The sequence below is a fragment of the Bacillus sp. z14 (2026) genome (genome assembly GCF_058313575.1).
This window is the reverse complement of sequence record NZ_JBZFQK010000003.1, coordinates 369,244-395,032: the sequence shown is the minus strand read 5'-3', so window position 1 is coordinate 395,032 and position 25,789 is coordinate 369,244. Positions and strand designations below refer to the sequence as shown.

Annotated in this window: 24 protein-coding genes; 23 read left to right on the top strand and 1 reads right to left on the bottom strand. The window is 31.6% G+C overall.

Translation table 11 applies throughout. The features are described 5' to 3' along the window. The first annotated feature begins 55 nt into the window (after positions 1–55). From AC4G3O_RS12870 to AC4G3O_RS12850, 5 genes are all read left to right on the top strand, one after another. A complete protein-coding gene (locus AC4G3O_RS12870) occupies positions 56–1,201 on the top strand; it encodes a hypothetical protein (protein WP_491136304.1) in 1,146 nt (381 codons plus the stop codon). A 134-nt stretch (positions 1,202–1,335) separates the two neighbouring features. After that, a complete protein-coding gene (locus AC4G3O_RS12865) occupies positions 1,336–2,445 on the top strand; it encodes an EpsG family protein (protein WP_491136303.1) in 1,110 nt (369 codons plus the stop codon). A gap of 347 nt (positions 2,446–2,792) precedes the next feature. Further along, positions 2,793–4,310, top strand: coding sequence for a murein biosynthesis integral membrane protein MurJ (gene murJ, locus AC4G3O_RS12860; protein WP_491136302.1), 1,518 nt, complete (start codon positions 2,793–2,795; stop codon positions 4,308–4,310). Between the two features lie 326 nt (positions 4,311–4,636). Further along, on the top strand, positions 4,637–5,053 hold the full coding sequence (locus AC4G3O_RS12855; RefSeq protein WP_491136301.1) for a hypothetical protein: 417 nt from the start codon (positions 4,637–4,639) through the stop codon (positions 5,051–5,053). Next, entirely contained in the window at positions 5,053–5,232 is a 180-nt protein-coding gene (locus AC4G3O_RS12850; RefSeq protein WP_491136373.1) for an Ig-like domain-containing protein, read from the top strand. Before AC4G3O_RS12855 ends, AC4G3O_RS12850 begins: the two co-directional genes overlap by 1 nt. 235 nt (positions 5,233–5,467) lie before the next feature. Here AC4G3O_RS12850 and AC4G3O_RS12845 read toward each other — a convergent pair whose 3' ends face one another. Beyond that, positions 5,468–6,244: an SGNH/GDSL hydrolase family protein gene (locus tag AC4G3O_RS12845; RefSeq protein WP_491136300.1), complete on the bottom strand. Its 777-nt coding sequence runs from the start codon at positions 6,242–6,244 to the stop codon at positions 5,468–5,470. Between the two features lie 201 nt (positions 6,245–6,445). On the opposite strand from AC4G3O_RS12845, the gene AC4G3O_RS12840 reads away from it, so the two are divergent. The 18 genes from AC4G3O_RS12840 to AC4G3O_RS12755 all read left to right on the top strand — a co-directional run bounded on the left by AC4G3O_RS12840 (position 6,446) and on the right by AC4G3O_RS12755 (position 25,695). Then, entirely contained in the window at positions 6,446–7,189 is a 744-nt protein-coding gene (locus tag AC4G3O_RS12840) for a YveK family protein (protein WP_491136299.1), read from the top strand. Then, complete coding sequence (locus AC4G3O_RS12835) at positions 7,179–7,877, top strand: CpsD/CapB family tyrosine-protein kinase (RefSeq protein WP_491136298.1); 699 nt, start codon at positions 7,179–7,181, stop codon at positions 7,875–7,877. The genes AC4G3O_RS12840 and AC4G3O_RS12835 overlap by 11 nt, the downstream gene beginning before the upstream one ends. Before the next feature lie 85 nt (positions 7,878–7,962). Further along, complete coding sequence (locus tag AC4G3O_RS12830; protein ID WP_491136297.1) at positions 7,963–8,727, top strand: tyrosine-protein phosphatase; 765 nt, start codon at positions 7,963–7,965, stop codon at positions 8,725–8,727. A 324-nt stretch (positions 8,728–9,051) separates the two neighbouring features. Further along, on the top strand, positions 9,052–9,945 hold the full coding sequence (galU, locus tag AC4G3O_RS12825; RefSeq protein WP_491136296.1) for a UTP--glucose-1-phosphate uridylyltransferase GalU: 894 nt from the start codon (positions 9,052–9,054) through the stop codon (positions 9,943–9,945). Positions 9,946–10,014: 69 nt separating this feature from the next. After that, on the top strand, positions 10,015–10,638 hold the full coding sequence (locus AC4G3O_RS12820) for a sugar transferase (protein ID WP_491136372.1): 624 nt from the start codon (positions 10,015–10,017) through the stop codon (positions 10,636–10,638). A 21-nt stretch (positions 10,639–10,659) separates the two neighbouring features. Next, positions 10,660–11,601, top strand: coding sequence for a GDP-L-fucose synthase (gene fcl, locus AC4G3O_RS12815; protein WP_491136371.1), 942 nt, complete (start codon positions 10,660–10,662; stop codon positions 11,599–11,601). Positions 11,602–11,619: 18 nt separating this feature from the next. Next, the gene (gene gmd / locus AC4G3O_RS12810; RefSeq protein ID WP_491136295.1) at positions 11,620–12,699 is read left to right on the top strand and encodes a GDP-mannose 4,6-dehydratase; all 1,080 of its coding nucleotides are present in this window, start codon (positions 11,620–11,622) and stop codon (positions 12,697–12,699) included. Positions 12,700–12,829: 130 nt separating this feature from the next. After that, complete coding sequence (locus AC4G3O_RS12805; protein WP_491136294.1) at positions 12,830–14,023, top strand: O-antigen ligase family protein; 1,194 nt, start codon at positions 12,830–12,832, stop codon at positions 14,021–14,023. 14 nt (positions 14,024–14,037) lie between these two features. Then, positions 14,038–15,114: a glycosyltransferase family 4 protein gene (locus AC4G3O_RS12800; protein WP_491136293.1), complete on the top strand. Its 1,077-nt coding sequence runs from the start codon at positions 14,038–14,040 to the stop codon at positions 15,112–15,114. 16 nt (positions 15,115–15,130) lie between these two features. Further along, positions 15,131–16,639, top strand: a complete 1,509-nt coding sequence (locus AC4G3O_RS12795; RefSeq protein WP_491136292.1) for an oligosaccharide flippase family protein — start codon at positions 15,131–15,133, stop codon at positions 16,637–16,639. Positions 16,640–16,642: 3 nt separating this feature from the next. Beyond that, entirely contained in the window at positions 16,643–17,503 is an 861-nt protein-coding gene (locus AC4G3O_RS12790) for an alpha-1,2-fucosyltransferase (RefSeq protein ID WP_491136291.1), read from the top strand. Between the two features lie 40 nt (positions 17,504–17,543). Further along, entirely contained in the window at positions 17,544–18,536 is a 993-nt protein-coding gene (locus AC4G3O_RS12785; protein ID WP_491136290.1) for a glycosyltransferase family 2 protein, read from the top strand. Positions 18,537–18,574: 38 nt separating this feature from the next. Next, positions 18,575–19,744 carry a glycosyltransferase family 4 protein gene (locus AC4G3O_RS12780; protein WP_491136370.1) on the top strand — a complete coding sequence of 390 codons (1,170 nt, stop codon included), beginning with the start codon at positions 18,575–18,577 and terminating at the stop codon, positions 19,742–19,744. Then, entirely contained in the window at positions 19,737–20,537 is an 801-nt protein-coding gene (locus AC4G3O_RS12775) for a WecB/TagA/CpsF family glycosyltransferase (protein ID WP_491136289.1), read from the top strand. Before AC4G3O_RS12780 ends, AC4G3O_RS12775 begins: the two co-directional genes overlap by 8 nt. Continuing rightward, complete coding sequence (locus AC4G3O_RS12770; protein ID WP_491136288.1) at positions 20,534–21,646, top strand: glycosyltransferase family 4 protein; 1,113 nt, start codon at positions 20,534–20,536, stop codon at positions 21,644–21,646. The genes AC4G3O_RS12775 and AC4G3O_RS12770 overlap by 4 nt, the downstream gene beginning before the upstream one ends. Before the next feature lie 91 nt (positions 21,647–21,737). After that, positions 21,738–23,126 carry a sugar phosphate nucleotidyltransferase gene (locus AC4G3O_RS12765; RefSeq protein ID WP_491136287.1) on the top strand — a complete coding sequence of 463 codons (1,389 nt, stop codon included), beginning with the start codon at positions 21,738–21,740 and terminating at the stop codon, positions 23,124–23,126. Positions 23,127–23,179: 53 nt separating this feature from the next. Next, positions 23,180–24,256, top strand: a complete 1,077-nt coding sequence (locus AC4G3O_RS12760; protein WP_491136286.1) for a glycosyltransferase family protein — start codon at positions 23,180–23,182, stop codon at positions 24,254–24,256. A gap of 119 nt (positions 24,257–24,375) precedes the next feature. After that, the gene (locus AC4G3O_RS12755) at positions 24,376–25,695 is read left to right on the top strand and encodes a UDP-glucose dehydrogenase family protein (RefSeq protein WP_491136285.1); all 1,320 of its coding nucleotides are present in this window, start codon (positions 24,376–24,378) and stop codon (positions 25,693–25,695) included. Positions 25,696–25,789: the final 94 nt, after the last annotated feature.

Genomic DNA, 25,789 nt, shown 5'->3' with positions numbered 1-25,789 from the left:
GAATATTAAACATATAAGTTAATTCCTATAATTATTTCTATATGGAGTTGGAAAGATGAAAAAAATATTAATATTAGCAAATGAAAATGAGAGAGCTGCTGTGTCTTGTTTTAGAGCCTTGCATTGCACAGATACAGAACTATATTTAGCATTCTCAAATAAAAGTATGAAAAACCATTTTATTTTTAGAAAGTATATGAAAAAGAATAAAAAAATAAATTATTATAACAATAATTCGAAGGAAGAGTTTATTAATTCTTTGTTGAATATTCAAAGAGATATTGGGGAGTTTTTTTTACTAAACTTTGGTGATAAGTTAACAAGATGGACAATAGAAAGCAGTAGGGAGTTAGAGGAAAATGGAATAAACATAAAATCTCCTAGTTTATCAGCATTTGATCAAATGTTAAATAAACATTCTTTTATGGATAATTGTGTGAAATACAATTTAGAGGTACCACGAGAAATACCAGCAGATAAATATTTAAAACAAAATAGCTTTAAAGAAAAAATTGTAATTAAAGCAAAGAGCAGTGCAAATAATAATAGTAATTTTGTGTTGAAGGCTCCTATGTTAGTGGAAAATGAAAAATCATGGAAACAACTGATGGGGGAAAGGTTAGATTTTGAAAAACACTTTGTTCAGAGCTATATTAATGGCCCGAGCTTTTATTATTGCGCTTTATATAACAGGGGAAAAAAAGAAATTCACTTTATTCAAAAAAATATAGTACAACAACCGGGTGGAAAATCAGTTATAAAAGCAGTCCCGAGCCAGCTACCAAGAGATGTAATTAAAAAAATTGATAGCATGATGTTGAATTATAATTGGGACGGCGTAATGATGATTGAATTGAAAGAACAGGATAATAAATTCTATGCTATAGAATGTAATCCTAGATTATGGGGGCCAATACAATTAGCAATAGACAATGGTGTGAATTTCCCGAGACTAATTTTAGGTATTAATATGAAGCAGAAAAAAGATACAAATAAATATGGGTATTTTTGGTTAACTGGTTATTTATTAGGTGTCTTATATAAATTAAAGACAAAAACAAATTTTCAAGTGCATTTTGAAGAAAAGAATAAGAATCTAATTTATAAGGATGTTTGGTTAAGAAAAGATACATTTATATATTTTATTCTCGAATTTCCATTCACTATTTTAGGGCAATTAAGTAAATATAAAAAAGTTTAGCTGTAATATTTAATTATTACTCTAATTTCAAATTTTACTTATTTTAGTTTAAGAACATTTCCTTCGAATTTTAATAATCTGACTAATAATTATTTTTGAAGGAGATTGTTATTTTCCATTTTAGAGGTGTTTAAATGTGGCAATTCTACTTAATAATATTATACATATTATTTAGTGCGATAATTTTCTTGTGTATTGGTAGAAATAAGATAAGTTCTGCTTTATACCTAATATTAAATATAGGCCTATTAACTATCCTTGCAATGTTGAGGTCGGAAGAAATAGGGAATGATACTGAAACTTATGTAAATTTGTTTTATAGTATTTTGAATGGAACGGAATTATCTGCTTACTCAGCAAGATTTGAAGTGGGTTATCTATATCTGAATAAAATATTAAGTCTTTTATCTTCAAATCATCAAATATTATTGATAATAACTAGCTTATATATTTTTATTGTTTTAGGTAGATTTATATATAAATATTCTAAAATACCTTGGCTAAGTGTATTTTTATTTTTTTCCCTGAGATATTATGATATAGCCCTTAGTGGAGTAAGGCAGATGCTTGCTATTGCAACTATCCTAATTGCTTATGATTTCATTGTTAAAAAGAAACCTATAAAATTCATTTTAATTATTATAATTGCGGCTTCATTTCATTCTGCGGCATATTTATTCCTTATTGCTTATCCATTGTCAAACTACAAATTAAATAAAAAAATAGTCTGTATTATTACAGTGATTTCAGCAATTTTATATGTTAATTTAAATCAAATATTAAATGTTGTACTAGTATATTTCCCGAGATATTACTCTTATGTTAAAAATAGCACAGAGGACTTAAAAATTGCAACTCTTCTTGGTTTTGGAGTAACATTTGTGATTTTAATATTCTGTGAAATTCTGAATAAGAATTTAGTTATTTCAAAGAAGACTCCATATAATAAACTTCCATCATTAAAGAGCCAGGAAGATCAAATACAGTCAATTTATTTACTGATATCGTGTGCTATTATGTTTGTCGCATTAAAAGTAGATATGTTGCAAAGATTTGAAAATATATTTAGTATTTTTGCGATTGTATACTTGCCAAATTCGATTATGAAAATTTCTGATAAATACCTCAGGTTTATTGTGATAATTATAGTTGTATTTTTCTTTTTTATTCATATAGCAGCTATTCATGAGTTAAGACCAGAGTGGCAAAGTACGTTTCCTCTAAAATTTTTTTGGAATAATTAGTAGGTAAGGTTATTTAATTTTGGTTGTTATTAAAGGTGGTTACTTATAGGAATAGAAAGTTAGTGCTTGTTGAAATGACTGTTAGGTAATACCAATATTTAAAATTAGGAACTATAAAAAAATAATATACGCAGAAGGAAAAAGTATATATGTAAGGGTCTATTATTCTCGAATTTGTAATCACCATAGGACAACAATGGGTTTTGGCTTAAACTAAGATATGGAAGCTGCTAATGATATTTCTAAAGTGATTAAAGAGCTTTGAAGAAAGTCTATTAAGGAATAGGGTTATATATAGTTTTTTGATAGTCTTTTTGATTTTAACATTAGGAACTATGAGGTACTCTATGAAAAAAACGGCACTAATTTTGATAGTTTTAACGATATTAGCAAAATTCATCGGGTTTGGTAGAGAGATTACACTTGCCTATTTTTATGGAACATCTAGTATTAGTGATGCATATTTAATAGCATTAATTATACCAACAGATATTTATGCATTTATTGGTAGTGCAATATCTACTGGCTATATACCAATGTATAATAAAATTCAAAAAGGCCAAGGGGAAAGGCAAGCTAAAAAATTTACAAATAATTTGATAAACTTAATAGTATTAGTCTCTATTTTGATTATCATTATAGTAATATTATTCCCTCAGCCGATAGTTAAAGTATTTGCTTCAGGATTTGATCAATCAACATCAAAATTAACGGCAGATTTACTTAGAATAAGTATATTTGGAGTAATTTTTATTGGACTAGGTTATATAATGAAAAGTTATTTACAAATAAAAGGTAATTATTCCGTTACCGCATTAACAGGTTTGCCGATGAATATGATAATGATGGTTTCAATTTATTTAAGTTTTGTTATGGAAAACATGATGATCTTATCTATTGGCTTAGTTATGGGAATGTTTGCTCATTTTATTTTTATGGTTCCTTTTGCAATGAAAAAAGGATATCACTATAAATTTGTGATAGATATAAAAAACCCTCAAATAAAGGAAATGATGCTGATAACGTTTCCTGTGTTATTAGGTGTATCGGTGAATGACATAAATAGAATAATTGATAAAACCATAGCATCTCAACTTGCTACCGGAGCAGTTTCTGCATTAACCTATGCAAATACTCTTAATAATGTCATACAAGCTATCTTTGTATTGTCCATATCTACAGTTATGTATCCTTTAATCTCAAAAATGTCAGTTGAAGGTAATCTTAAAGGCCTTAAAAGGATGGTATCAGATTCATTAAATTTAGTTTCTTTATTTGTTATTCCAGTAACAATAGGTATAATGGTATTTGCTGAACCTATTATAAGTATATTGTATGGAAGAGGGACGTTTAGTGATGAATCTATTACGATGACCTCTAATGCTCTGTTTTTTTACTCTATAGGAATGTTTGGAATGGGATTACGTGAAGTTCTAACAAGACCATTTTACGCAATGCAAGACACTAAAACACCAGTAATAAATGCTTCAATAGGAGTAGTTTTAAACATTGTTCTAAATATAATATTATCTCGTTATTTAGGAATTGGAGGAATTGCATTAGCTTCTAGTATATCATCATTTATTATTACTGGCTTGATGTTCATCAGCCTAAGAAAAAAAATAGGGCCTTTTGAAAATATATATATATTTTCTCCATTGATAAAAATATTTATTGCATCTATAATTATGGGATTTTTAGCTAAGCTTTCTTTTAATTATTTAACCATTAATATTAATCAAAATATATCTTTAGTTATTTCTATTTTAATCGGGGCATTTTTATATTATTTATTAATATATCTAATGGAAGTAAAAGAGGCTACAATAATAGTAAAAATGATAAAACAGAAGTTGAAAAAATAATTCTTAAGATTTAGTTTCCGAGATAATATGGCATATGAAATGCTAAAAAATATAATAATATTAAATGATTAGTTATAACTAACTATCACCCGTTAAACCTTTATGATTTGACTGTTTGGCGGGTACCTTTATGTAATTATAATTTGGTGTGGAAAGTTGTACATGTTAATCAAGCGAAAAAAGAAATACGTTCACAATCATTATCCTTCAAATATATAAGAACTCTTCCTTTAGTCTCCCTTTAATATCAAGATTATGTTAAAGAGATATATGTCATTCAAAATTGGCAAATCCTTTAGAAAATAAGGTCGCACTATAAAAGTGTTATGCTCGAGATTATCAAAGATATTAATGGGGTTAAAGCGGCAGGTGTATATTCACTCATTGTTACTGATACAACCGGAAACAAAACAACAGTGAAGTTTACAATTGATAAAACAGCCCCGAAGATATCAGGGGTTAAAAATAATGCTCATTATAGAAAAAATGTCAAAATTACTTTTAATGAAGGAAAGGCAACATTGAATATAGTGGCATTTAAAAGTGGGTCTACAGTTAAACATGCAAAGACATATACATTGATCGTGACAGACTCAGCTGGAAATAAAACTACGGTCAAATTTACAATCGGCAAAACCGCACCAGCTAAACAGAAGGTAAATACAATCAAGAAGACGCACACAACTTTAACCGGTACTGCAGAAAAGCATTCAACGGTTACGGCCAAAGCCGGAAAAAGGTAATTGGAACAGCAACTACCAACAAATATGGTAAATATAAAGTAAAAGTTTCAAAACAAAAGAAAAATAAAGTCTTGTATGTATCAGCAAAAGATAAGGCAGGGAATGTAAGTAAAAGTAGGAAAATTGTAGTGAAGTGGATAAAGTTTATATATTTAAAAAACAGCGGAGAGATTGATTAAGATTTCTCCGCTTTTTTAGTGTTGAACAATTTATATTCCTTCCTCGATATTTCCTCAAAAATATATTCCTGAATTTGATCAAGAAGGATGTTTTAAGAAAGGCTAAATCTATACTATTTGTCCACTCGTAAACTTTCCATTCCGAAAATCCTAATAAAGGCTTGCTTCCAACCCTTCAACCTAATCATATTCCAGGCTTATGTAGAATGGGAAGAATCCCCTGTCCTACTTCATTTTAAATTCCAAACAACTCAAAAATCTCTTTGCTCCAAATCTGAATTCCCTGTTCATTCGGAGCGCTCTTATCCTCTTTCAAATACTCCATCAATTCGGCTTCGTCCATATAATCAGGCCATTCAGTCCAGTGATCAATATACGTGATGTTATTTTCTGCGGCATATTCTTTTAAATCATCTACTTGTTGTGGGTAGATGATCGCATTAGGAATAGGATGAGGCGGCATCATAATGACAAAAAGATCTTCATTGATAGACTTCAATTCTTGAATAATAGTTGCAATGTTTTCGTGATTTTCCTCCAATTCCACAACTCCGTTATCTGCCAATGTGAAAGCTTCAAGAATAAGAACATCAGGGTTGGCATCCTGATAATCACTGATTAGACCTGTTTCTATTAATTCGGTGGATGTACCGTTATATTCCATATGAGATACCGCGATACCCTCGTCAAATTCTTCTTCTAATTCCTGACTAATTGTTTTCCCAAGACCGTTATCTTGATCACCCAATGCTTTGGAACCTGCAATCAAAACATTGGCTTTTCCATGTTTATTGATCCCCTTTTCAAGCGCGCTCTTTAGTTCTTGATTTTTAACATTCTTATATAAAGAGCCGATGATCTTGTCTGTGTTCATTTCTTTTTTTTGTTCAGTTTGCTTTTTTTTACTCTTCACCGCTACAGTTTCTTCAATTTGATTGTTCCAGCTGGTTTGTCCGAAAACTAAAACAACGATGGTGAATAAGGTAAGTGAAAGCGTTGTTATATATTTCATTTTTCATCCTCCGCATTGACAAATTTATTATAATAATATAATTAATAATATATTATATATTATATATTTTTTTGAATTGAAATAAAAATTCACTAATTTTTCCGAGTTTAATTAGTATTTTTATGAACTTCCAGAAAAAGTAAAGGTGGTCAAAAAAATATTGTAGTATAATATATATTATTATTTTAATCGGAGGACGAAATGGAAGAAACTATCAGCTTGAAGGATTTGTTTGCAACCTTAAAAAAACGCGCATGGTTCATTTCTATGATCACTGTTTTGGCCATTTTGATAAGCGGAGTAACAAGCTTTTTTATTTTGACTCCAATCTATCAATCTTCTACACAGCTGCTTGTTAATCAGGCTAAAACAGACCAAGCTACGTATAACTACAACGAGGTTCAAACGAATCTGCAACTTATCGAAACGTACAATGTCATTATGAAAAGTCCAGCTATATTGGATAAGGTAGTTAAGGAACTGGGACTAGAGCTATCAGTAGGACAGCTTACTGATAAAATCACGGTGGCTAGTGAACAGAATTCTCAGGTAGTGAACGTATCGGTTACAGATGAGGATCCTCATATGGCTGCTAAAATAGCCAATACGACAGCAGATATTTTTAAAGAAGAAATCGTTGAAATCATGAATGTGGATAATGTCAGCATCCTTGCGAAAGCAACGGTTTCAGATAATGATTCGCCAATTAAACCACAGCCTTTACTTAATATCGCGATTGCGATGGTAGTAGGTTTGATGGTCGGTGTCGGATTAGCATTCTTAATGGAGCATTTGGACCATACAATCAAAACCGAACAGGATATCGAGAAAATCCTTGATTTACCGGTTATTGGTGTGATTGGTGTTATTGAAGCAGATAATACGCAAATGGAAGCGAGAGCAAGAACGAAGCGATCAGGAAGAGGTGGGCAGCATGGCGCGTAATAAGGGAAAACAAACTGGAAATCGAAATCAACGAAAACTAATCACCATGTGGGATGCAAAATCACCGATCTCAGAGCAGTATCGTACGCTTCGCACTAACATTCAGTTTTCTTCGGTTGATGAAGAGATTCAAACGATGTTAGTAACGTCTTCTGGGCCGGCAGAAGGGAAATCAACCACTGCAGCTAATATAGCGGTTGTGTTTGCCCAACAGGGAAAACGTACATTATTTATTGATGCAGATTTACGTAAGCCCTCTTCACACTACACGTTTTCTTTTACAAACACATTTGGATTAACAAGTGTTTTAACGAAACATTCGAGTTTAGAAGAAGCTGTTAATGTTGTTGAACCGCTTGGATTGCATGTGTTAACGAGTGGACCGATACCTCCAAATCCAGCTGAATTATTATCATCTAAAGCAATGAAAGATCTGATTAACGAGGCAAAGAATGATTATGATTTGATTATTATTGATACACCGCCTGTAACGGCTGTAACGGATGCCCAGATTATTTCAAGTCTTTGCCAAGGTATTGTGTTGGTAGTCAGCAGTGGGAAAACTCAGATAGAGGATGCAATTAAAACAAAGGAACTACTGACTAAAACTGGTGCTAAAATTCTTGGTGCTGTTCTTAATAACAAACAAATGAAGGATAATACCTATTATTACTATGGTAGTCATTAAAGTATTTCTATAGCACTATCTTTGGATGTGAGTGAAGCATATCCAGTTTACGACATTATTACATTAACTAAGGGGTTGCACAAGAATGATTGATATACACAGTCATATATTACCGAACCTTGATGATGGGGCTAAAAGTTTAGAGGAATCACTAAATATGGCCAGACTAGCCGTTAATAATGGCATAGAGACCATTGTTGCAACCCCTCATCATAAAAATGGAAAATACGAAAACGGAAAAGAAAGTATTCTATCGTCAGTTAAACGACTAAATGAAGAATTAGGAAAGAACCAAATACCTCTAACAGTCTTACCAGGCCAAGAGGTACGAGTTTATGGGGAACTGCTTGATGATATGGAGCAGGGATTCATACAAACCGTGAACGATTCTTCCTATTTATTAATAGAATTCCCCTCAAACTATGTTCCGAGATATGCCAATACTTTATTTTTTGATTTACTCCAACGCGGAATAAATCCTATATTGGTTCATCCTGAACGGAATGCAGCCATTCTTGAAAATCCGAACTTACTATACGACTTTGTACAACAGGGTGTCAGTACGCAAATCACGAGCGGTAGTATTGTTGGTAAATTCGGTAAGAAGATCAAGAGGTTATCTATAGATCTCATTGAAGCCAACCTTATCCATTTTGTGGCATCTGATGCGCACAATGTTTCGTCCAGACAGTTCTGGATGAACGAAGCGTTGGATGAACTGGAAAAAAGGTTCGGATTGGACCAAATTTATTATTTTGAAGAAAATGCAGAGCTACTCATAAACGGGCAAACAATCATGAGAGATATGCCACAGCCAGTTAGACAGCGTAAGTTTTTAGGGCTATTTTAATGAGTAAATAATTAGGTGATGCCTCCTAACCTATATCAATGGAGGCACTCGGCCATGCTGTGGGGAGCCAAGAAGCTTCCTTAGGTGCAAAAAGTCATCAATGGGATGGTGTGAGGGTGGGTTAGATGCCCGGTTTTTTAATTTATGTAAGATTAAGTGTTTTATTTAAAATCACGGATTGAATTTAAATACTGATTAGTTAACATCCTTACTTAAAATTATTAAACATATTAAATTAAAAATCTAACTTTTTCGTATGTATATTGAAAACTCAGGATTTACAGCTATAAAATACATACTTAATCTTTAGAAGGAGGAACACTCTTGCGAAAAGTAAGAAAAGCGATTATACCTGCTGCAGGACTGGGAACACGATTCTTACCGGCGACAAAAGCGATGCCAAAGGAAATGCTACCGATTGTAGACAAGCCGACGATTCAATATATCGTCGAAGAAGCGATTGAATCAGGGATTGAGGATATCATTATAGTAACTGGAAAAGGAAAGAGATCCATCGAGGACCATTTCGATCATGCGTATGATTTAGAGAATAACTTGATGGAAAAGGGCAAATTTGATCTTCTCGAAAAAGTACAAGCTCCTTCCAAGGTCGATATCCATTATATCCGCCAAAAAGAACCAAAAGGTTTGGGACATGCCGTCTGGTGCGCGCGCAATTTTATCGGAAATGAACCATTTGCTGTTCTATTAGGGGATGACATTGTTCAAAGTGATAACCCTTGCTTACGTCAACTCGTTAATGAATATGAAAAAACCTTATCTTCTGTAATTGGTGTGCAAACAGTAGGTGACAATGAAACGCATCGTTATGGAATCATAGATCCTGCAACACAAGAAGGAAGAAGATATCAAGTGAGTAATTTTGTTGAGAAACCATCTCCTGGAACTGCTCCATCAAACTTAGCTATCATGGGACGTTACGTGTTAACACCGGAAATCTTTATGTTCCTTGAAAACCAACAAACTGGTGCAGGTGGGGAAATTCAGTTAACCGATGCTATTCAAAAATTAAATGAAATCCAAAGGGTTTTTGCGTATGACTTTGAAGGACAACGTTATGACGTTGGTGAAAAGTTTGGGTTTGTGAAAACAACAATTGAATATGCATTACAGCATGAAGATCTCCGTAATGAAATGCGACATTACTTGAAACAATTGGTTGTTGGTTTTGAAAATGAAGAATCATTGGTTGAGTAAAGGCAGGGATCAGGATTGTCTAATCAAGCAAATCAGGATGTTACATTATTTAGAGGTCAAGATGTATCGATTCGGATAAATGAAAGCCGGGTTTATCTATATACTAAACGTTTAACTGATATCATTGGCTCAATATGTGGAATTATCTTATTAAGTTTATTGTTTATTGTTGTTGCTATTTTAATTAAAATCGATGAACCAAAAGGCCCGGTATTCTTTATTCAAAAGAGAGTAGGATTAAACGGTAAAGAATTTAACATGTACAAGTTTCGATCCATGGTAACTGATGCGGAGGAAAGATTAACAGATCTTCTTAAATATAATGAAGTATCTGGTGCGATGTTTAAAATGAAAGAAGATCCCCGTATAACAAAAATAGGTAGGTTCATTAGAAAGACAAGTATAGATGAACTTCCCCAACTATTTAATGTTTTAAAAGGGGAAATGAGCTTGGTAGGCCCAAGGCCACCTCTACCTAGAGAGGTAGAAATGTACTCTAATTATGATAAACAACGGTTAATGGTTACGCCGGGATGTACAGGACTATGGCAGGTTACTGCTCGAAATAGCGTCGGCTTTAAAGAAATGGTTGAATTAGACCTTCAGTATATTGAAAAACGTTCATTTCTATATGATATTAGAATTCTCATTAAAACAGCTGGTGTTTTATTTGGTTCGAAAGATGCATTTTAGAGAAGAGGGATTTTTTAGATGATGAAAAAGGATTCAAAAATATATGTTGCTGGTCATCGAGGCCTTGTAGGTTCCGCAATCGTTAGAAGGTTAGTAGAACAAGGTTACACAAACCTAGTTTATAGAACAAGTAAAGAATTAGATTTAAGAGATAAATATTCAGTAGATATTTTCTTTGCAGAAGAAAAACCTGAATTTGTTTTTCTTGCTGCAGCAAAGGTAGGAGGAATTGTTGCCAATAACGAGTATCCTGCTGATTTTATTCGGGATAATTTATTAATCCAAACAAACATTATTGATGCAGCGTATCGAAATAATGTAACCAAGCTTTTATTTTTAGGAAGTACTTGCATTTATCCTAAAATGGCTGCGCAACCATTGAAAGAAGAATATTTATTGACAGGTGAATTGGAACCAACAAACGAACCATATGCTATTGCAAAGATAGCAGGTATTAAAATGTGTGAGTCTTATAATCGACAATATGGTACACAGTATATTTCAGTGATGCCAACGAATTTATACGGTGAAAATGATAATTTTGATTTGCATACATCTCATGTCCTTCCAGCGTTGATTCGCAAGTTCCATGAAGCAAAGAAAAACAACGCACCTTTCGTTGAAGTTTGGGGAACAGGTTCTCCTAAACGTGAATTCTTATATTCTGATGACCTAGCTGATGCATGTGTATTCTTAATGAATACATATTCAGGTAAAGAAATTGTTAATATCGGCGTTGGTGAAGATATAACTATTAAAGAGTTGGCGGAAAAAGTGAAAGAGACTGTCGGATATACAGGAAATATTCAATTTGATACAACTAAACCTAATGGTACACCAAGAAAATTAGTTGATGTAACAAGGTTGAACTCTCTTGGATGGAAAGCGTCCACTTCATTAGAAGAAGGGCTGGAAAAAGCTTATCAATGGTTTTTAGAAAATGAAATTACAACAGTGAACTAACATAATTGGAGGATTAAAATGAAGAAAGCGTTAATCACAGGGGTAACAGGGCAAGACGGATCCTATTTAGCAGAGTTTTTATTAGAAAAAGGGTATGAAGTACATGGCATTATTCGAAGAAGTTCTTCTTATAACCAAGAGCGTTTAGAGGATCTTTTAACTGAAGAAGAAAAAAATGCATTATTAAACAACAAAAACTTTCACCTCCATTATGGCGATATTACGGATGCACTAAATGTAACGCGTATAATTGGAGAAATCCAACCAGATGAAATCTATAACTTAGCGGCACAATCCCATGTACGCGTATCATTTGATATGCCAGGATATACATTAGATGTAGATGCAAAAGGTACATTAAATATTCTTGAAGCTGTTCGTATTTTAGGTTTAACTGAAAAAACTCGTGTATATCAAGCTTCAACATCCGAGTTATTTGGAAAGGTACAAGAAGTGCCACAAAAAGAAACAACACCATTTTATCCACGTTCTCCATATGGTGTAGCGAAAATTTATGGTTTCTGGATTACCAAGAACTATCGTGAATCCTATAACATGTTTGCTGTTAATGGTATACTATTTAACCATGAATCAGAGCGTCGTGGAGAAACTTTTGTTACCCGCAAAATAACATTAGCAGCGGCAAGAATAGCTCAAGGTAAGCAAAAGAAACTTTCCTTAGGAAACTTAAATTCATTACGTGACTGGGGCTATGCAAAAGATTATGTTGAATGTATGTGGCTAATACTTCAACATGATAAACCTGAAGATTTTGTAATTGCTACTGGTGAAATGCATACAGTTCGGGAGTTTGTTGAATTAGCATTTAAGCATGTTGATATTGAGATTGAATGGACTGGAGAAGGTGTTGAAGAGAAAGGGATTAATAAAGCAACTGGTGAAGTAATTGTTGATGTTGATCCTAAATTCTTCCGACCTGCAGAAGTTGATCAATTATTAGGTGATCCAACTAAGTCAAAGAATTTACTCGGGTGGAATCCAACAAAAACAACATTTGAAGAATTAGTTAAGATTATGGTTGAGGCTGATATGAAAAAAGTTATAAATGAAGTTAAAAATAAAGTTATGTATGATTAAAATAAGCTAGGAGCTCTTTAATCTATTTACCTTGAAGATCAGCAAGAAGTTGATGAAATTTCTTGCTGATCTTTCTTTGCGTATTAAAAACATAAATTATTTTAATGTAAGGGATAGGACTTTGTAATCAATGAAAAAAAACGAGGATTTTGAAATAGTTTATCAATATATATATATTTTTATTTTTTTGTTATTATCATTTAATCGTTTTTTTATTAATAATATATTTTTGGTATTTATAATTACTTTTGCATTATTCCAGTTTTATCGGAAAGGCATTAAACTCTCTACCTTAAGTATAACTAAACTATTTTTACTATTAAGTATGTTTTGCTGTATTTCTAGTATTTGGAGTGTAAATACAAATGCATCTGTTGTTACATCGGTTCAGTTGCTCATAGTGACTGTATTTATTTTTTCTTTTATCAATAACTATAATGTAAACAAAATGATAGATATTTTAACTATATATGCATTTTTAATGATGTTCCTCAATGTTTGTGTAATTGTCTTCCTTCCAAGTATCTCTGCAGATTTTGATTTTAGATATGGAGAAGTTTACAAAGGACTATTTCTACAAAAAAATGGCTTGGGGAAATACGCTGGAATCTGTCTATTTATATCATTATGGGGATTGTTTATTAATAAAAAGTATAAAGTCTTAAATCTAGCAACCATTGGGTTTTCTATAGTGTGTTTACTTTTAGCTAAGAGTTCCACTTCTTCTATGATTGCAGTGTCCCTAGTTATTATTTTAGTATTCTTTATCATAACTAGTTCAAGTAAGTTGATTATTTTTAGCTCAATAGGGCTCTTTTTCATGTCTCTATTCTTAATTATCACTCCACCAAGATTTGTTGAGTATATTGTAGTGAATATTCTGAATAGAGATCTCTCTTTTACTGGGAGAGTTCACATCTGGGATATTGTTAAAGAGGCAATTGCTAATAGTCCAATCTTGGGGTACGGGTATCAATCATTTTGGTCAAACGAATATTATTCAATGGTTAACTCTAGGGCAATCTTATTCAATCCTACACATTCTCATAACGGGTTATTGGACATTATACTTGGTATGGGTCTAGTTGGACTATGTATTTATGTATTAATATGGATTTTATTTAGTAGAAACTGTTTAATGCTCATAAAAAGATATAAGAATTTAGTGATATTATGTTTTGGAATTAATTTCTCTATTTTACTAAATAATATAATGGAAACTGATCTAATCTACCCATATTCAATGTTTTATCCAATACAAATAATAATGTTTTTTATAGTGACTACAACTAGGAAACAGTCGGCTAGTATTAATAATTATTAGAAAGGTGAGAGGCGTTGAAGACAAACATAATAGTTGGTAGGTTTAGTAAGATGGGGGGGACAAGAACTTTTTTTAAATCATTATATGAATATTATGTCAACAAGCAAGATGATATAATACTATTTTTAACAAAGGAACAGTTAGATGAAGAAATTGAAACATTAATTAAAAGTGGAGGAAATACTAAATTAATCATATTGCCCAATTTAATATCAAATAGAAAGTTTAATATTTTTATAGAGAATTTAATAATACTTTTATATTGTTTATTTTACAAAAAAAACAAGTTAGAGAGAGTTATCTATACAGAATGGGATATTTTTAAAGATGTATTTAGTTTGTTTATTCCAAATAAAACTATCTTTTATGTTCACTCGCTGCCAAATAAAGAATTCCCAAAACAACTGCAAAAGTTTTTGACTTTTTTATTAAGAAACAAATATCTTATAACGGTATCAAATTTCGCAAAAAAGGAAGTTATATCAAAATGGTTAGGAGAATCATTAAAAGATAAGATTAAGTTTGTCCATAATTTTTCCAACATCCCTATTACGCATAAACAAGAAAAAAATGTTATTCGTATTTTAACCTTAGGACATGTAAGAGACTATAAAAACCCTGCGCTTTGGCTTGAAATAGCCTCTGAAATTATAAAGAAATATAACAAAATAGAATTTATATGGGCGGGTGAAGGTGAATTACTGAGACAATATCAGGAGAAAACCAGCACAATACCTCAGATTAATTTTACGGGTTATATTCGAGATGTGGAAAATTTATACAAAAGCGCAGATATATATATTCAATTAAGTCTGCTAGAAAGTCATGGAATTTCTGTTTTAGATGCCATGAAGTATTCTATTCCATCTCTGGTTTCAAATAGAGGGGGGTTGCCGGAAAGTATTAAAGATGGGAGAAGTGGTTATGTAGTTAATATTGATAATAAGGTTGATGTATTAAACAAATTGGAAAATTTAATTAGAGATAAAACTGTAAGAATGGAAATGGGGAAAAATGCTTTTGAGGATTACCAACTTAAATTTTCCAAAGAAGTTTGGGTGAAAAAAATAGATGAGATTAACCAATTATAGGTGGAGGAATTAGTAATTGAACAGCGATTCTTATGTAAAAACTATCTTAAAGAATATAAAGTCAAACTTTGTAAGGAATATATTGGTTTCTGGGTTAAGCTTCATAGCATCTATAATCTACGCAAGGTCGTTAGGATCAGACCTTTACGGACAATATACCTATGTAACGTGGTTGATTTCAACTGTAGTCGTAATTATTAGCTTAGGTGTCCCAGGGACAATAACAAAATTTATGCCAGAGTATTATTTCAATAGAAACTATAAAGAGAGTTACAATTTCTACAATAAAGTTAACGTATTTTTTAGCATCTTGGGTATATTTGTAATACTATTATTAATTCTTACAAGTACTTACTGGGTAAAATATACGAGTATAAATGGTGATAATTGGTTTCTTGTACTTGGGTTGTCTAGTATTGCAATTCTTCCAGCACTATTACTTTCTTTTAATACGAGCTTTATTCAAGCAATAAGAGCATTTGATTTTTATGCAAAAGTTAATGTCATATCTCAAGTTCTATTAATAATGACAAATATTGTTATAGTTCTGACTATAAAAGATATTTTATATATGGTATTAGCTTTAATCCTAGTAAACATTATACAGGTTATATCATATGGTAAGTATATTAAAAAGCTAATTTACAACAAAGAGTATGGGAAATTGCGTGGAAGACTAAAAGATAAAAAAAGAATAGTTAATTACTCTAAAAATATGTATATAAATATACTGTGGCAGCAAGTGGTTTGGACCAAATCAGAATTCTTTTTCCTTGGTATCTTCTCTAATTCTAAAGCAATATCTGTTTACGGGTTAGCATTTAGTCTAAATGCAATAATTAATACTTTGTTCTTGCCAATTATGAATGTATTAGTTAACCATTTTTCAGAGCTTGTTAGTAAAAAAAACCATAATTATTTGAACACATTAATTTATTACACTACAAAATATTTTAATTTAGTTTTAATTCCTCTATTTTTTATTGCATTAGCCTTCTATCAACCTATACTGAATTTTCTCTATTCAAGTGAATACTCTGGAGTAACCGTGATTTTTCCAATTTTATTTTTTGGTACGCTTTTTTCAGTTGTTATGAGTGTAGGTAATTCAATTCCTTTTTATTATGAAAAACCTAAATCTGTAATTTTAATGGGATTAGTTGCTGGTGTAATAAATATTATTTTAGATATTATGTTAATTCCTACCTATGGGTATTTGGGAGCTGCTATAGCGAATACATTTAGCCAAGTATTTTTTACGGTACTAGCATTCATTTACAACATCAAAGTATTTGATATTAAGTACCCTATAAAATTTTTGATAATCTCCTCTGTGCTTGGAATGGTGTTGTACACTCCTGTATTATACTTTGTTAATAATTATTTTATTAAAGGAGCTTTTTTAGTTATTGTGACCATCATTTACTTTAAATTGTTAATAAAATTTAAGATGTTTGATAAGGTCGATAAAAATAATTTTGAAAAAGTTAAAGGTTTTTTAATTAAAAATAAAAATAAGGAGTAACATATGTTAGTAGTTAGAATTATAGGTGGATTAGGAAATCAGATGTTCCAATATGCATTTTACAGGGCATTATTGGAGCGGAAAGATAATGTGAAAATGGATATTTCGGGATTTTTAAATTATGGTTTGCATAATGGATATGAGCTTGATGAATTGTTTAATATAAATGAAAAGATAGCGACATTAGAGGAAATCAACAAATTAGTTGATAATCGAAATGATTTTTTAAGTAGAGCTAGAAGGAAGTTAATTGGTAGAAAAAAAACGCATTTTGTTCAAGATCAATTTCGATATATACCTGAGGTGTTTGAAATAGATAATGCTTATCTAGATGGCTATTGGCAAAGTGAAAAGTTTTTTAAAGACATAGAGTCTATAATAAGAGAAGAATTTAGGTTTAAAAAAGAGTTAGATAATAGGAGCAAATTGATTTTGGAAAAAATCGAGAGTTCAAATTCTGTAAGTGTTCATATTAGAAGAGGCGACTATGTTAACAATCAAGAGTCAAGTAAAATTCATGGGGGAATTACTACTCTTCAATATTATACGAATGCATTAAAAAAAATAAAAGAAGATGTAGAAAATCCCACATTCTTTGTTTTTTCCGATGATATAAAGTGGGTTAAAGAAAACTTTAATATACCTAATAGTTACTTTATTGACTGGAATACAGGAAAAAATAGTTATAAAGATATGCAACTAATGAGTAGGTGTAAACATAATATAATAGCAAATAGTTCATTTAGTTGGTGGGGTGCTTGGTTGAATAGAAATGAAACCAAAATAGTAGTTGCGCCTGATAAGTGGTTTAATAATATAGATCACAGAGATATTCAGGTAGATGATTGGTATAGATGTAAATAAAAGTACCAATTATATTTTTATTTTATATGGAGTGGTTTGGTTGATTGAAGTAAGTGTGATAATTCCGGTTTATAACTTAGAAAGATATATAGAGAGATGTATAAATTCAATAACTAATCAATCATTCAAAGCTATTGAAATTATAGTGGTTAATGATGGATCAAACGATAATTCATTAAAAAAAATAAAAACAATCGCTGATACTGATAAACGAATTGTAATAATTAATACAACTAATCAAGGTGTATCCTCAGCTAGAAATGTTGGTATATCAAATGCAAAAGGGAAGTATATTTATCAAATTGATGGCGATGATTGGATTGAAAAAGACGCAATAGAACAATTATATAATGCAGCTGAAAGTAATAGTGCAGATATAGTTATATGTAATGCTATTGTTGATTATGATAATGGTAAATTAGCACCTTTTATAGATGGTGGATCGTTAACTGAGGATTATATTTCTGACTTTTTTTTAGGTAAAATAAAACCATGTATTTGGTCTAAATTTTATAAAAAAGATTTATTTGATAAAAACAATATAAGATATGTTGATAATATAAAGATAGGGGAAGATTTATTAATAAATTTTCTCCTATTTTTTAATGCTAAATCTGTTTATAAGTTAGACAATTCATATTTACATTATATACAAAGGTCTAGTAGCGCAATTAATACTTATAATGAGAATATCTTTGATATTTTCATTGTTTTTGACTATATAGAGGAAATTCTAATGGACATGGATTTACTTAAAAATTATAAGGAAGAATTTATGTACTTCAAATATCTTCATACTTATTATTATAGAGTAGTAATGTCTGATAAATTAGGGGTTATCCATAAAGATATTTATAAAAAATGGAAAGATGATAAAAGTTTGTATGCAAATAATACGTATATAGATAGATTATTAGAAAGTGAAAGAATAGAAAATAGACTACTAGAGTTTTTATATAGAAAAAATTATTATTTTGGGATTGTTTTTCGCAAAATCAGAATGTATATTAAAAGTATTTTAAGTTATAAATAGATATCTATGACAAGAAGGTGGATATAATTAAAGTCTTAATGGTTCATAATTATTACCAAAAAAGTGGTGGCGAGGATCGAGTAGTTGAAGAGGAGATAGAAATGCTCCAAAAAAATGGAGTGAAGGTTGTAAAATATTCAATTAATAATGAGCAAATAAATACTAAAGGGTTGTTAAATAAAGTAAATTTAGGGGTAAATACAATTTGGTCAAGAAAACAGTATAAAATCATGAGGGAAATTATTAAAAGAGAGAGCCCAGATATTGTCCACTTTCATAATACATTCCCTTTACTTTCTCCTTCAGTTATTTATGCATCCAAACAATCAGGAGTACCAGTGGTTCAAACTCTCCATAATTACCGTTTGTTATGCCCAAACGCTTTATTATTAAGGGAAAATAATATATGTCAAGAATGTTTAAATGGTTCTCTTTGGAATTCGCTGAAACACAGCTGTTACAGAGATTCAACAGCCCAAACATTACCAGTAGCAGCGATGATTAAAACACATCGCTTTTTTAATACATGGAATGAAAAGGTTGACAAGTTTATTGTTTTGAGTGAGCACAGTAAAAGTCTGTTTATAAAGGGGGGAGTACCTGAAGAGAAGGTTAATGTGAAACCTAATTTTGTCTCTCCTACTAGTATTAGTACTAAGGATAGGCAGAATTATTACTTATTTGTTGGAAGGATTTCTGAAGAAAAAGGACTGGTATCCTTACTAGAGGCGTGGAATAGGATAGGAGAAACATCAAACTACAAATTGAAAATAATAGGTGACGGACCTTTAAAGAGTCAGCTTGAAAAACATTATCTAAATCCGAATATAGAATTCTTAGGGAGTATGAATAAAGAGGAAGTAATTAAATATATGGCTAATGCAAAATACCTAGTTATACCATCGATATGTTACGAGTCCTTTGGTATGGTTGCAATTGAGGCATTTTCAGTCGGTACACCAGTTATTGCTTCTCAAATAGGTGCTTTAGGAGAATTAATAGATGATAAAGTCAATGGTTTCAATTTTAAAGCAGGGAATATTAATGAATTATCTAGAGTAATACATGAATCTTTTTCTTACGGTAAATACAATGAATTACAAGAGAATTCTTTAAAGATATATGAACAGAATTATACTCCGGAAATAAATTTTCAAATGTTACTAAACATATATTTAGATGTTTTAGGGAGAGAGCATATTGAGTAAAAATAGTAAGTTTGGGTATGTCTTAAATTCAAAAATATCAACTACTAGTTATCGGGATGTAATTGAAAAAGTTGGCAGCTGGATTCATTCTAATAAAAAGCAAAGATATATTTGTGTTTGTAACACACACTCACTTGTTACTGCAACTAAAGATCGCTATTTTAATAAAGTACTTGATGATTCTGATATTTGCACACCAGATGGTATGCCATTAGTCTGGGCCTTAAGAATGTTTGGATTCCCCAACCAAGAACGAGTAGATGGGCCTAATTTAATGCTAGAATTAACGCAAGAAGCTGCTAAGAAGGGTTATAGAATATTTCTCTTTGGAGGAGAGGAAGAAGTATTAAAAAGGTTAGAAGTTAAATTAAAACAAGATTACAAAGGCGTTAATATAGTTGGTTATTTTTCTCCACCATTTAAAGAGTTATCTGACGAAGAGGAATTAAAAATTATTGATGAGATAAATGCTGTTAAGCCAGATATCGTATTTGTGAGTCTAGGATGCCCAAAACAAGAAAAATGGATGTTTCGTAATTGTGAAAAAATGGACAGCATTTTAATAGGTGTTGGTGCTGCATTTAATTTTATTATAGGGGATATAAAAAGACCACCACTTTTAATGCAAAAATTGGGGATGGAGTGGTTTTTTAGGTTAATTAGCGAGCCTAAGAGGTTATGGAAAAGATACCTATATAATAATACAGTTTATATATATAGTTTTATTAAAACTTATAAAAGGAATAAGGCAGTTAATAGACAAATAATTAACAAAGATGGGAATTTAAAATGAAAAAGATTTTAATTGTGAGAAACTTTGCTAAAAAACCCAATCTTAATAATTACAATTTGCAGGAAATTGGATTAGGAAAAGCTATTGTTAGGAAAGGTTATGACTGTGATGTGGTTTTCTATACTAAAGAAGAGCAGTATGAAGAAGTGGTATATGAAAATAACAAAAATAAGTTAACTATTAAATGGATGAAAGCACTTAAATTTATGAGTAACAGTATTTATATTAAAATATTAAGGCCTAGTTTTTTGAATAGATATGAATATATAGTTACCTTTGAATATAATCAAATTATGTCATTTTTTCTCCCACTGTTAACTAAAAGCAAAGTTATATTATATCATGGTCCATATGTTGATAATAATAACAAAATAGTACAGAAAATTTATGACCTTTTATTTAGACGTCAAATTGCTAACCGAGTGTTTAAGACTTTCACAAAATCCGAATTATCTAAATTGTATTTAGAGAAAAAAGGGTTTAAAAATATTATGACTTTAGGTGTAGGTTTGGATATAGAAAATATAGATAGTAAAATTGCACCTGATCATACGAGAACTGAAGATCTTTTTAAACAATTAAAAAACAAAAAAGTATTACTTTATATAGGAGTGTTAGAGGAAAGACGAAATATAAAGTTTTTACTAAGAACTTTTAAAAAAGTATTAGAAAAGGAAGATTCTATTCTATTAATTGTGGGAAGCGGGGTAAAGGCAGATATAAACCAATACTTTGAATTGGCTAAGAAACTTGGGATTGATGATAATATTATATACCATAGTAATATGACTCAATTACAACTAAAATGGGTTTATAAAGCGGCTGATGTTTTTATATTCCCTACAAAATACGATATATTCGGTATGGTTCTTTTGGAGAGTATGTATTTTGGAGTGCCAGTAATATCATCGGTTAACGGAGGAGCTATTACATTAATTAATTCAGAAAATAGTTATATTATTTCCAATTTTGATGAAGAGCAGTGGGCTGCAAAAATAATATACTTATTTAATAACCCAGAGACTAGAAGCAAAATCGCTTATTCTGCGAAAAAAACAGTTAAAGAAAACTTCACTTGGGATAAGATTGTAGATAAGATGTCTTTTTAGCTAGAGAATAGATATGTATTATTACTTAAAAGTCCTCCTTATTTTTTATAAAATTTGGAGGACTTTTTAAATTATTTTTGGGGGAATTTAAATGAAACTTGTATTATTATCTGGTGGTTCCGGTAAACGCTTATGGCCGTTATCAAATGATACTAGATCAAAACAGTTTTTAAAAGTACTAGAGAATAAGAGCAAAATGAAACAGTCCATGGTGCAGCGTGTATGGGGACAATTAGAAACAGTTGGTCTTGCAGAATCCTCTGTTATTGCTACGTCAAAAATGCAAAGAGACATGATTCACAGTCAAGTAGGTACAGATGTACCACTCATTATTGAGCCTGAAAGAAGAGATACATTTCCGGCGATTGCTCTAGCGGCTTCCTATCTTTATTCGGTCCAAAACGTTTCCAGCGATGAGTATGTTGTTGTACTTCCAGTTGATCCCTATGTAGAAGATGACTTTTTTGAGAAGGTGAAAGAATTAGAGCAAGTTTTAGTAGATTCTAATGCTGATTTGGCACTTGTTGGTGTTAAGCCAACCTATCCATCTTCGAAATATGGTTATATTGTCCCTGAAGGTAAAGCTGATGGTGAAAGATATTTTACCGTTAATCATTTTACAGAGAAACCTAATGAAAAAAATGCACAGACATTGATCAAAATGAATGCACTTTGGAATTGTGGTGTCTTCGCATTTAAATTAGAATACCTTATGAATATTTTATTAGACAAAGAACTACCACTTCAATATGATGAGCTTGTTCGTGGTTATAATCTTTTACCTAAAATAAGCTTTGATTATGAAGTAGTGGAAAAAGCCAATCATATTGTTGCTATCCCTTATGAAGGTTGTTGGAAGGATTTGGGCACTTGGAATACTCTAACTGAAGAAATGGCTACGACTCAAATAGGTAAGGGGGCCTTAAGTGAAGATTCAGTTAATACTCACTTAATAAATGAACTTGATATTCCAGTGACGGTCCTTGGGACAAAGGATATTGTCGTAGCAGCAAGTCCCGATGGTATTCTAGTTGCAGATAAAGCATCGAGTCCTAAAATTAAGGATTTAATCGGTGATTTTAATCAACCTCCAATGTATGAAGAGAGAATCTGGGGTTGGTCACGAGTACTTGATTACGTTAAATATGAGGACGGAAATGAAATGGTTACAAAACGAATTTGTATCCATAAAGGGAAAAATTCAAGCTATCACTTTCATAACTTACGGGATGAAGTTTGGACAATCGTTCGTGGTGTAGGAGAATTAGCATTAGATGATCATATCACTCGTGTCAAGGCTGGGGACATTATTCATATTCCAGCTGGAAAGAAGCATGGAATTAAAGCTCTTTCTGAATTAGAATTCGTTGAGGTACAAACAGGCGCTGGAATTAGTGATGAAGACTTTACTCGCCTTAACTTTGAGTGGGATGAGGTTATTACACACTTTACTAAATCAAAGGCAAAAGTAATTTTATAAAGTATTAGGGAAAGAAAGGCGATTCTTTCCCTTTTTAGTGTGAGGAGATTGAATTGAAAACCATCGCCTACTATATTTCAGAATATGGATATGGTCATGCTTCGAGAAGTATAGCTGTTATTAGAGAATTACTGAAAGATCCTAAAGTGAGTATTATTGTTTGCCATTCGTTTGCACTTACCTTTATTAAGAGCTCGTTTCAGAGTAAAAGAGTCACTTATAGGTGCATTCAAACAGATGTAGGATACTTTTTAGAAAAGAACTCAATATATCCTGATAAAAATTTACTGTTTAAAGAATATAAAAATTATCTTTTTGATTGGGAAGCCAAGGTAACGGAAGAGAGTGACTTCTTAAAAGCTAATAACGTTAGATTGGTGATATCAGATATATCCCCACTGGCTATTGAGACAGCAAATAAATCAGGTATTCCTTCAATTGGCTTATCAAATTTCACATGGTATACAGCTTATAAGGGATTAATCGAGGAAATAGAGCTAAATCCTTTTAAAGAGATTTATGAAAAAATGAATCATTATTTTGCCCTAGCGGGTAGTCAAGAGTCGTGGAATAGTAAAATTCAGAACTATGGATTTTTCTCAAGGGTTATAGATGAAAAAGAGGTTAACCGAATCCAACAGTTAATTAACCCTACAGGTAACAATAATATAGTATTTCTAGGACTTGGTATGAAGATTGACCTCGATATACTTGAAAGTCTACCTATTTGGGAAAGTCCAAATATATCTTTTATTGTGTCCACTAATGTTAATGTAATTCGGAAAAATGTCTATCAAGTACCAATTGACTACATTGAGACACAAAACTATATAGCAGCATCCGATTTGGTTATATCAAAGGCTGGTTGGGGAACGATAGGGGAGGCTCTGTGCTCAAATACCCCATTATTGATCGTTAACAGACAATCAATGAGAGAAGATCGAAATACTATTCAGTATTTAAAGGAACGTAATTTATGTAAGACAATTGAATGGGATGATTTTAAATCCTTTGAAGTTGATTCTGAATTTATAAAGGAACTATATGAAACAACAAATATAAGAGATAATAAGTTTAGTAATGAGGCTAGTAGAGTGGCAAAGGGAATACTCGAGTTAATGAAATCGTAGCTATATATACATTTAATAGTGGTACACTATTGCTGAAAATTATTATACTAGTATAGTGATGATCATCAGATCTATTAGATAACAAGTTTAAAATAATCCATAAATATGAGGTGAGCAATATGAAAATTGCAGTAGCAGGAACAGGATATGTTGGTTTAGTAACAGGTGTTTGTCTTGCAGAGCATGGTCACTCTGTTACTTGTGTAGACATTGATGAAAATAAAGTAGCCATAATGGAAGCAGGAGTTTCCCCAATTTATGAACCTGGTTTAGAGGAATTAATGAAGAGAAACACAGAGCGATTAACTTATACAACTGATTATCATGCTGCTTATAAAGATGCTGATGTGATTTTTATCGGTGTAGGTACTCCCGAAAAAGTTGATGGATCCGCTAATTTAACTTATGTTTATGGAGTAGCAGAACAAATTGCTAAGAGTATTGAAAAAGACTGTGTAGTTGTTGTGAAATCCACTGTACCTATTGGGACGAACGATAAAGTTGAGGAAATGATTAAACGAAATTTAGTTCATGACGTCAATGTTTACATTGCTTCCAACCCAGAGTTTTTAGCTCAAGGAACAGCAGTTCGTGATACTTTGCAAGCTTCTAGAGTTGTAATTGGCGCTGAAGAAGATTACGCAGCGGAGGTCTTGAAAGAGGTTTATAAAGATTTTAATGCCCCTATCGTTGTAACGAACCGTAAGAGCGCAGAGATGATTAAATACGCTTCCAATGATTTTCTGGCACTAAAAATCTCGTTTATTAATGAGATTGCGAACCTATGCGAAACCATTGGAGCAGATATTGAAGATGTTGCGCTTGGTATGGGCCTTGATGGTCGTATAGGAAATCGTTTCTTAAATGCTGGGATTGGCTATGGTGGTTCCTGTTTCCCTAAAGATACAAAGGCATTACATTGGATAGCAAACTTCCATGATACTGAGTTGAAAACAGTTAAGGCTGCGATTGATGTCAATGAGAATCAAAAACTTAAGTTATTTAAGAAATCACGTAAGTATTATAATAATCTACAAGGGTTAAATGTTGCGGTGTTAGGGTTAACGTTTAAGCCTGGAACGGATGATTTAAGAGAAGCACCTTCATTAGTAAGTATTCCATTGATACTTGAGGATGGAGCAAAAGTAAAAGCATGGGATCCAGTTGGTGTTGATAACTATAAGAAGATATATCCTAATGAAATTACGTACTGCAACTCAATAGAAGATACTCTTAAAGATGCAGACATTTGTTTTATCTTTACTGAATGGGATGAAGTTAAAGATTTTGATTTAGAGAAGTATAGCCAGTTAATGAAGAACCCAATTATCCTTGATGGTCGTAACTGCTATAACTTAACATCTGCCAAAAAAGCGAATGTTGTTTATGAATCCATTGGTAGAAAAACAGTTAATAGCTTAGAAACTGCACTTGTTTAATTTTAAAGCGGGACTTATTTCTATAAGAAATAAGTCCCGCTTTTTTCTATGCAAATCAACCAGTAACTAAATGAAGCAGAAGTTTGATGCAGTC

Bases quoted from the DNA above. Each gene is read 5' to 3' on its own strand.
- AC4G3O_RS12845 (WP_491136300.1), bottom strand. From the start codon at position 6,244: ATGAAATATATAACAACGCTTTCACTTACCTTATTCACCATCGTTGTT.
- AC4G3O_RS12780 (WP_491136370.1), top strand. From the start codon at position 18,575: ATGGTTCATAATTATTACCAAAAAAGTGGTGGCGAGGATCGAGTAGTT.
- murJ (WP_491136302.1), top strand. From the start codon at position 2,793: ATGAAAAAAACGGCACTAATTTTGATAGTTTTAACGATATTAGCAAAA.
- AC4G3O_RS12755 (WP_491136285.1), top strand. From the start codon at position 24,376: ATGAAAATTGCAGTAGCAGGAACAGGATATGTTGGTTTAGTAACAGGT.
- AC4G3O_RS12805 (WP_491136294.1), top strand. From the start codon at position 12,830: ATGAAAAAAAACGAGGATTTTGAAATAGTTTATCAATATATATATATT.
- AC4G3O_RS12855 (WP_491136301.1), top strand. From the start codon at position 4,637: ATGCTCGAGATTATCAAAGATATTAATGGGGTTAAAGCGGCAGGTGTA.
- AC4G3O_RS12865 (WP_491136303.1), top strand. From the start codon at position 1,336: ATGTGGCAATTCTACTTAATAATATTATACATATTATTTAGTGCGATA.
- gmd (WP_491136295.1), top strand. From the start codon at position 11,620: ATGAAGAAAGCGTTAATCACAGGGGTAACAGGGCAAGACGGATCCTAT.
- AC4G3O_RS12870 (WP_491136304.1), top strand. From the start codon at position 56: ATGAAAAAAATATTAATATTAGCAAATGAAAATGAGAGAGCTGCTGTG.
- AC4G3O_RS12790 (WP_491136291.1), top strand. From the start codon at position 16,643: ATGTTAGTAGTTAGAATTATAGGTGGATTAGGAAATCAGATGTTCCAA.
- AC4G3O_RS12830 (WP_491136297.1), top strand. From the start codon at position 7,963: ATGATTGATATACACAGTCATATATTACCGAACCTTGATGATGGGGCT.
- AC4G3O_RS12765 (WP_491136287.1), top strand. From the start codon at position 21,738: ATGAAACTTGTATTATTATCTGGTGGTTCCGGTAAACGCTTATGGCCG.
- AC4G3O_RS12835 (WP_491136298.1), top strand. From the start codon at position 7,179: ATGGCGCGTAATAAGGGAAAACAAACTGGAAATCGAAATCAACGAAAA.
- AC4G3O_RS12840 (WP_491136299.1), top strand. From the start codon at position 6,446: ATGGAAGAAACTATCAGCTTGAAGGATTTGTTTGCAACCTTAAAAAAA.
- AC4G3O_RS12770 (WP_491136288.1), top strand. From the start codon at position 20,534: ATGAAAAAGATTTTAATTGTGAGAAACTTTGCTAAAAAACCCAATCTT.
- fcl (WP_491136371.1), top strand. From the start codon at position 10,660: ATGAAAAAGGATTCAAAAATATATGTTGCTGGTCATCGAGGCCTTGTA.